General features: G+C 38.5%; 9 protein-coding genes. All 9 read left to right on the top strand.

Annotation, left to right across the window (positions count from 1 at the left end):
• Positions 1-360: methionine adenosyltransferase domain-containing protein (locus HMPREF9200_RS03570; RefSeq protein WP_009353456.1), on the top strand; the 360-nt coding region annotated here is incomplete at its 5' end.
• Positions 361-654: 294 nt separating this feature from the next.
• Positions 655-2,394, top strand: coding sequence for a primosomal protein N' (gene priA / locus HMPREF9200_RS03565; RefSeq protein ID WP_009353458.1), 1,740 nt, complete (start codon positions 655-657; stop codon positions 2,392-2,394).
• Between the two features lies 1 nt (position 2,395).
• Positions 2,396-2,836, top strand: a complete 441-nt coding sequence (locus HMPREF9200_RS08965; RefSeq protein ID WP_009353450.1) for a hypothetical protein — start codon at positions 2,396-2,398, stop codon at positions 2,834-2,836.
• 8 nt (positions 2,837-2,844) lie between these two features.
• Positions 2,845-3,321, top strand: a complete 477-nt coding sequence (gene def, locus HMPREF9200_RS03560; protein ID WP_009353453.1) for a peptide deformylase — start codon at positions 2,845-2,847, stop codon at positions 3,319-3,321.
• Entirely contained in the window at positions 3,321-4,235 is a 915-nt protein-coding gene (gene fmt / locus HMPREF9200_RS03555; RefSeq protein ID WP_009353457.1) for a methionyl-tRNA formyltransferase, read from the top strand. The genes def and fmt overlap by 1 nt, the downstream gene beginning before the upstream one ends.
• 54 nt (positions 4,236-4,289) lie before the next feature.
• Positions 4,290-5,060, top strand: coding sequence for a DUF116 domain-containing protein (locus tag HMPREF9200_RS03550; RefSeq protein WP_009353455.1), 771 nt, complete (start codon positions 4,290-4,292; stop codon positions 5,058-5,060).
• Positions 5,032-6,390: a 16S rRNA (cytosine(967)-C(5))-methyltransferase RsmB gene (gene rsmB, locus HMPREF9200_RS03545; RefSeq protein ID WP_009353454.1), complete on the top strand. Its 1,359-nt coding sequence runs from the start codon at positions 5,032-5,034 to the stop codon at positions 6,388-6,390. Before HMPREF9200_RS03550 ends, rsmB begins: the two co-directional genes overlap by 29 nt.
• Positions 6,387-7,436: a 23S rRNA (adenine(2503)-C(2))-methyltransferase RlmN gene (gene rlmN / locus HMPREF9200_RS03540; RefSeq protein WP_009353452.1), complete on the top strand. Its 1,050-nt coding sequence runs from the start codon at positions 6,387-6,389 to the stop codon at positions 7,434-7,436. The genes rsmB and rlmN overlap by 4 nt, the downstream gene beginning before the upstream one ends.
• Positions 7,433-7,684: protein phosphatase 2C domain-containing protein (locus HMPREF9200_RS03535; RefSeq protein WP_009353451.1), on the top strand; the 252-nt coding region annotated here is incomplete at its 3' end. The genes rlmN and HMPREF9200_RS03535, both read left to right, overlap by 4 nt.

Genomic DNA, 7,684 nt, shown 5'->3' with positions numbered 1-7,684 from the left:
GATCCTACAAAAGTTGACCGTTCCGCAGCATATGCAGCTCGTTATGTAGCTAAAAATATCGTAGCAGCTGGTCTTGCTGATAAATGTGAAGTACAAGTAGCTTACGCAATTGGTGTAGCGAAACCTGTATCTATCATGGTGGAAACATTTGGTACTGCAAAAATCGAAGAAGAAAAAATCTCTGCATTAGTAAGTAAACATTTTGATCTTCGTCCAGCAGGTATCATTGAAATGTTAGACTTGTTGAAACCACATTATAAAAAAACTGCTGCCTATGGACACTTTGGTCGTACAGATGTAGACCTTCCATGGGAACGCACAGATAAAGCAGAAGTACTTCGTAAAGAAGCCGGCTTATAATAGATTAATTTGCCCTTCGCTTTTGAATGATACATATATAGAGGATAAAGACGTATGTCTTTGTCCTCTATTTTTGTTACCCCAGTTGTCATGTATATAAATTATAAGAGTCTAGGTTGTCATGTGTTTACATCTTATAAGAAGATGGAATTAGACTACCAAGTGATTTTGTCCTATCATCTTACTCCTAAAAGAAATTTCATCATATGCAAATGTGTAGAAGTAGGGTATGAAATAGTATGAATCGTAGGTGCAAACGTGGTATAATGGAGAGTGTTTAGTCAGGAGGTTATGATGCGTTTAGGTGAAATTATTATTAATCGTCCTGCGAAACAATTGAATAAACCTTTAACCTATGAAATACCTGACTCATTGGGAGAGGTGCCTATTGGAACTCGCGTAGCAGTTCCCTTAGGAGCCTCTAAAGAAGAGGGGATTCTTGTAGGTTATAGTGACATAGAAAATCCATCATTTGTGATCAAACCCATATTATCGGTATTAGATCCAACACCTTGGTTTTCATCAGAAATGCTTAGTACAGCTCGTAAGCTAAGCGAGTATTACCTATGTACATTCGCAGAAGCATTAAGCTTATTTACTGTCGATAAAAGTAAATTAAAATCTTATGACAGACCTAAAATTGAATGGCTTGTGCCTAAGGATTCCTTTCATGTAGAACTATTTGGAGTGAGGAAACAAAAGCAACGCTTGTTGGCGGAATACTTATTAGAACATGGAGCAACCTCAGTAAGTGCCTTACGATTGGCAGGATTTAGTTTGCCTGTCATTAAGCAAGTAAAAGAATGTTCTCATATCGACATAGATTGGCGGTATGAAATGACGAAAACACGGTATGAGGAAGTTGTGGATAGTATAGACATTCCTTTAACTGAGTCGCAGCAGGCTGTATACGAACCTATTCAGGAGTGTATTGCTAACCAGAAAAGTAAAGCGTTTTTACTCCATGGTGTGACAGGTAGTGGAAAAACACAAGTATATCTAAAAGCTGCACAAGAGACGATTCAACAAGATAAGATTGCTATTATACTAGTTCCAGAAATTGCCTTAACTACGCAAATAGTGCGACGATTTGTAGAGAAGTTTGGTCAAGAAGTGGTCGTTTTTCACAGCCAGTTAACAAAAGCGGAACGTTATAACAATTGGGAGCGTTTACGTCGGAAAGATAGCCATATTATCATAGGTGCTCGTTCAGCAGTGTTTGCACCTACAGAAGATATCGGTCTTATTGTAGTCGATGAGGAACACGACCCATCTTATAAACAACAAGATATGACTCGTTATGATGCGCGAATGGTGGCAAGATGGCGCAGTGCAAGCCATCAATGTCCGCTTATTTTTGGGTCTGCTACACCGTCTGTACAGGCTTATTATTTAGCGAGCCAAGGTATCTATGAGTTACTATCTTTAGAGCATCGTATTTTTCATCAACCTATGCCTAAGGTGACTGTTGTGGATATGAAAGAAGAAATGTTCTATGGGAATTACTCTGTATTTTCTATGGCGTTAGATACTTTAATCCAAGAAACACTACAGAAACGTGAGCAAATCATTCTTTTGCTGAATCGTCGAGGTCATAGTACATTTGTCATGTGTCGTGACTGTGGTAAACCTATCCATTGTCCTCACTGTGATATATCTATGGTGTATCATCAAGCGGGGAAGGACTTGCGTTGCCATTACTGTGACCATCATGAAAAAGTGCCTCAAATTTGTCCGCATTGTGGTAGCCATAAAATTAAATTTTTTGGTACAGGCACGCAAAAAGTAGAAGAAGAATTAGCAAAACGTTTTCCACAAGCTAGAATTGCTCGTCTAGATCAAGATACAACTTCTAAAAAAGGAGAATCTCAGCGTATTTTAGAAGCCTTTGGTGCTGGTCAATATGATATTTTGTTGGGCACGCAAATGGTGGCAAAAGGACATGATTTTTCAAATGTTACTGCAGTGGGAATTATTACTGCTGATTCTGTATTGCATATTCCTGTGTATACGGCTTCTGAAAGAACATTTTAATTTGCTAACGCAAGCAGCTGGTCGTGCTGGTCGTGGTAATAAATCAGGAAAAGTAGTGGTACAAACCTATAGTCCTGAACATTATGCTATTCAGCACAGCACGCACCATGATTATGTTAGCTTTTATGAGGAAGAAATAGAGGCTCGTAAAGCTTTGTTGTATCCACCAATTGGTGAAATGATACAAATTACCTTATTAGATGAAAAGCTTTCAGTAGTACGAACAAGAGCGACAGAATTAGCCAACACTTTGCGCCAGGCTTGTGAAGGTCAGCGCATTGATATACTAGGGCCCTATGAAAATGGCGCCGCAAAGATACGAGATATGTATCGACTTTGTATTATGATTCGTGGTATTGATTTATCGAATTTAAAATCACACATGTATCATTCAGATATATTTACATTGCCCCATATCTATATAGATGTGGATCCAGTATAGGAGGGACTATGGCAGTTTTAGAAGTCATGAAAACAGGGCATCCTGTGTTAAAACAAATAGCAGAACCGGTAGAGTTCGTAAATAAAAAGATTCGTCAATTATTAGATGATATGGCTGAAACTATGTATAAAACAGATGGTGTAGGCTTGGCGGCACCACAAGTCAACGTATCCAAACGAATTATTGTACTAGATGATGGAAATGGTTTAATTGAAGTCATCAACCCAGAAATCGTGAAAAAAGAAGGTTCTCAAGTAGGCTTAGAAGGTTGTTTGAGCGTACCAGAACTATTCGGCGATGTAGAGCGATATGACAAAATTGAAGTACATGGTATCAATCGAAATAATAAAAAGATAAAAATTAAGGCAGAAGGCTTTTTAGCTCGTATTTTTCAGCATGAAATCGACCATTTAAATGGTATTTTATTTGTGGAAAAGTTAGTGAATCCCAATGAGATTTTTATCCATAAAAAGGAACAACAATAATGAATCCATTACGTATAGTATTTATGGGTACTCCAGATATAGCAGTCCCAACGTTACAGGCTTTAATCGATAGTCCACACACTGTAGTAGGTGTATTTTGTCAACCAGATAAGCCGAAAGGGCGAGGTAATAAGTTACAAATGCCGCCGACGAAAGAGTTGGCATTAGAGCATGATATTCCTGTGTATCAACCAAAATCCTTGCGCAATGAAGAAGCGGAAGAACTATTAGAATCCTTGGCTCCTGATATTGTGGTAGTCATTGCTTATGGAAAAATTTTGCCTCCTTGGCTTATTCATCAGCCTCCTTTGGGGTGTATTAATCTACATGCTTCTTTATTACCGAAATTTAGAGGTGCAGCACCTATTCAATATGCAATTCTTCATGAAGAGTCAGAAACTGGTATGACTATTATGCATATGGACGAAGGATTAGATACAGGTGATACTCTGTTAATGGAACGTATTCCTGTTACAGAAGAGGATACATCTGGTACAATCTTTACAGCTTTGGCAAAATTAGGGGCACAGATGATTGTACCAGCCGTAGATGCTTTACAATCAGGTACGTTAACAAGAGTCCCTCAAAATCATGAAGAAGCTATTGAAACAGGAAAAATTACAAAAGAGATGGGACATCTTAACTTTACAGAACCAGCACATACATTAGCTGCGAAAATAAGAGCTTTCAATCCCAGTCCTGGATGTTATACATTCTTAGAGGGTAAACGGATTAAGCTTTGGCATGCAAAAGTAGACCCTACCTCCAAGTATGCTCCTGAACATTTACAAGGGGCTTGTGGTTATCCTAAAGAGGGGACAATAGTGCATGTAGATAAAGAGTCTTTCAGTATTTTCACTGGTCACGGGGTCTTACGTGTCACAGAAGTGCAGCCTGAAAATAAAAACGAATGAATGCAGGTGATTTTGCTCGTGGTCATCAGTTAGCAGTAGGAGCTTGCTTTGGCGATGAATAAATCTTATCGTCTATATTTAACAGTGACGGCTGTGGCAATGCTATTGATTTCCATGGTATGGGGTTGGATAGTCTGGATGATGCATCCTAGCTTATCCCAATGGGGACCTGTTGTCGGGCCTATCGTAGAGAGTGCGCTACTACTACCTATATTGATTGGGTGGTCCATGTGGATATACATGGCATTAGTCACAATGTATTCTATACAACATCCGATTTTATTGCGACTATCCAATCGTGGGTTATATCTTTTATTTCCTTTGGTCACGGTATTAGCTAGATGTTTTGGGTATACAAAGGATGAAGTGAGTCAATCCTTGATTGCGTTAATTAATCATCTCGTGAGCACCCAAGTGTATCGCGTGGAACCAGAACGATTATTATTGCTTACACCGCATTGCATACAATTATCTAGCTGTGTACATAAAGTGACTACAGATGTACATAATTGTAAGCGCTGTGGGGGATGCCAAGTAGGAACCTTGCTAGATATTGCAGATACCTATGGATGTCATTTTGTGGTAGTCACAGGTGGTACATTAGCACGTTTAAAAATTAAGGAAATTCGTCCTCAAGCGATTGTGGCTATCGCCTGTGAAAGAGACTTAGTTAGTGGTATGGCAGATGTATTTCCTATTCCTGTAATTGGTGTCTTAAATGAACGACCTTGTGGTCCTTGTTGTAATACGCGAGTCAATACAGAAGACATTAGACTTGTCATAGAAAGGTTACTCTATGGAAACGAAACAAAAGAAAGAACATAAAAACATTCGGCGCCTAGCTATGAAAGCCTTAGTAGATATACATCGAGATAAGAAGTATGCCAATATTGTATTGCCTCAGTATATGATGCAAGAAAGACTAGAGGATTTAGATCGTAGATTCTTTACAGAGTTGGTATATGGTGTGGTGCGACGCAAAAACTACTTGGATGCCGTTATCGTTCACTTTACCAAGAAACCGGTTAAAAAATTATCTCCTTTTGTACTAGAAATTCTTAGACTCGGAGTGTATCAATTGCTCTATATGGATAAGGTACCCTCTAGTGCTGCGGTGAATGAAAGTGTAAAGCTTGCCAAAAAAGTGGCACCTGGTACAGACCGCTTTGTCAATGCTCTACTTCGTAATGTAGATCGACAGCGCGAAGATATTGGAGTAGATGCTTTAGCCAGTTCGGAAGCGGAGAGAATTTCCTATATTTATAATCAACCTTTATGGCTAGTCCGTTTATGGATAGAGCAACGAGGTCTAGAAGAAACAATTGATCTCTGTGAATGGTTCAATGAAACTCCATTATTGACAGCGCGAGTGAATACTTTACGAATTAGCCGGCATGATTTATTAGAAGAGCTTTCACAGGCAAATTGGGTGGTAGAGCCAAGTCATATGATTCCAGATGCAATTATCATCAAATCTCACAAAGGACAATTGCAGGAAGCAAAATGGGTACAAGAGGGATTGATGACATTCATGGACGAAGCCTCTATGGCTGTGGCTTATGCAGTACAACCTAAACAACATATGCATATTTTAGATACCTGTGCAGCACCGGGTGGTAAAACATTACATATGGCAACCCTTATGGATAATACAGGAACTATCGTAGCTACGGATATTCATGAACATAAAGTAGAACTGTTGCAGGCAAATGCAAAACGCATGAAAATATCTAATGTGCAACCACAGCAAGGGGATGCTACAGTTAAAGAAGAACAATGGAAAGAGTCTTTTGATGCGGTACTAGTAGATGCACCATGTTCAGGACTAGGAATCTTACAGAAGAAATTAGATATGCGTTGGCGAAAAGAGGAATCTCAATTACAAGAATTGCCAATGTTACAGAAACAAATATTGCAAAATGCTAGTTCCTATGTAAAAGTAGGGGGATATTTGGTATATTCTACGTGTACTATAAATACATTGGAAAATGAAGGGGTTGTAGAAAACTTTTTACGAGAAAACCCTAATTTTATATTAGAAGATGTGGCTCCCTTGTTGCCGTTTGCAGCAGAAGGTCCTATGGTTACTTTATTACCGCATGTATATGATATGGATGGATTTTTTATAGCCCGTTTACGTAAGGAGAGAGCATGATAGAATTACTTGGCCTTTCATTGCCAGCATTAAGTAAAGTTGTGACAGATGGAGGGTTTCCAAAGTTTAGAGCCAAACAGATTATGGATTATATTTATCAACGTCACGTATTCTCTATGGAAGATATGTTACAGCTTCCACAGACAATGCGTGAATGGCTTGCTACACACTGTACAATTACACTTCCTACGGTGGTGCGTGAATCTACTAGTTCTGATGGAAATACAAAGAAATTATTGCTCAGATTTTCTGATGGGCATCAAGTAGAAACGGTACTGATGAAGCAGCACTATGGGAATTCTGTGTGTTTGTCATCTCAAGTGGGATGTGCTATGGGATGTATTTTTTGTGCATCCACTACAGAGGGCCTATTCCGGAATCTGACGGTAGCTGAAATTGTTGGACAGTTATTATTGTTTGAAAGCATCATCAAAGAAGAAGTAAACTCCATTGTTGTCATGGGATCTGGAGAACCATTACAAAACTTCGATTATACTATGGAAGCATTACAATTTATTCATGAAAAAGAAAGCTTTAATATAGGTTATCGTCGAATGACTGTATCTACCTGTGGGTTAGTACCCAATATTTATCGTTTTGCAGAACTGGAACTACCTATCACATTAGCATTATCATTGCATGCTACTACTGATGAAAAACGAAAAGAAATTATGCCTATAGGGGCGACGTATGCTTTACAAGATGTGCTAGATGCTGTGGCAGAATATTATCGACGGACAGAACGCCGTGTAACCTTTGAATATATTTTAATTAAAGATGTGAATACATCTGAAAAAGAAGCTCATGAACTAGGTAGTATTGCAAAACAATTTCCTCATTGTAATGTCAACTTAATTCCTGTCAATGGAAATGAACATATTAATTTATATAAACCGTCTATGAAAGCAATGCAAGAGTTTAAGTCTATTGTAGAATCCTATGGTGTGTCTGTAACGATTCGTAAGGAAATGGGAGATGAAATCCAAGCAGCTTGTGGACAATTAAAAATACAACATCAACAATCTTTGAAAGAAGGAAGGGTATGATTAGTTTAGGAATTAGTAAAACTGGGCTAGTTCGCCAGCGAAACGAAGATCGCTTTTATGCACAAGGACCGCTGTTAATTGTAGCAGATGGTATGGGTGGATATACTGGTGGAGAATATGCTAGTACTATGGTGGTAGATGCTATTGTAAATGTAGTAGAAAAGTCTAAAGAAGTATCTGCTCATGTATTGCGAAATGCCATACTAGAGGCGAATCATATGGTGTATAGAAAAAGCCAATCCTATAAG

Origin of the sequence: Veillonella sp. oral taxon 780 str. F0422 (assembly GCF_000221605.1) — a bacterium.
Classification (GTDB): Bacteria; Bacillota; Negativicutes; order Veillonellales; family Veillonellaceae; genus F0422.
The sequence above is the reverse complement of the archived record's forward strand: the minus strand, read 5'-3'. Positions and strand labels throughout refer to the sequence as shown.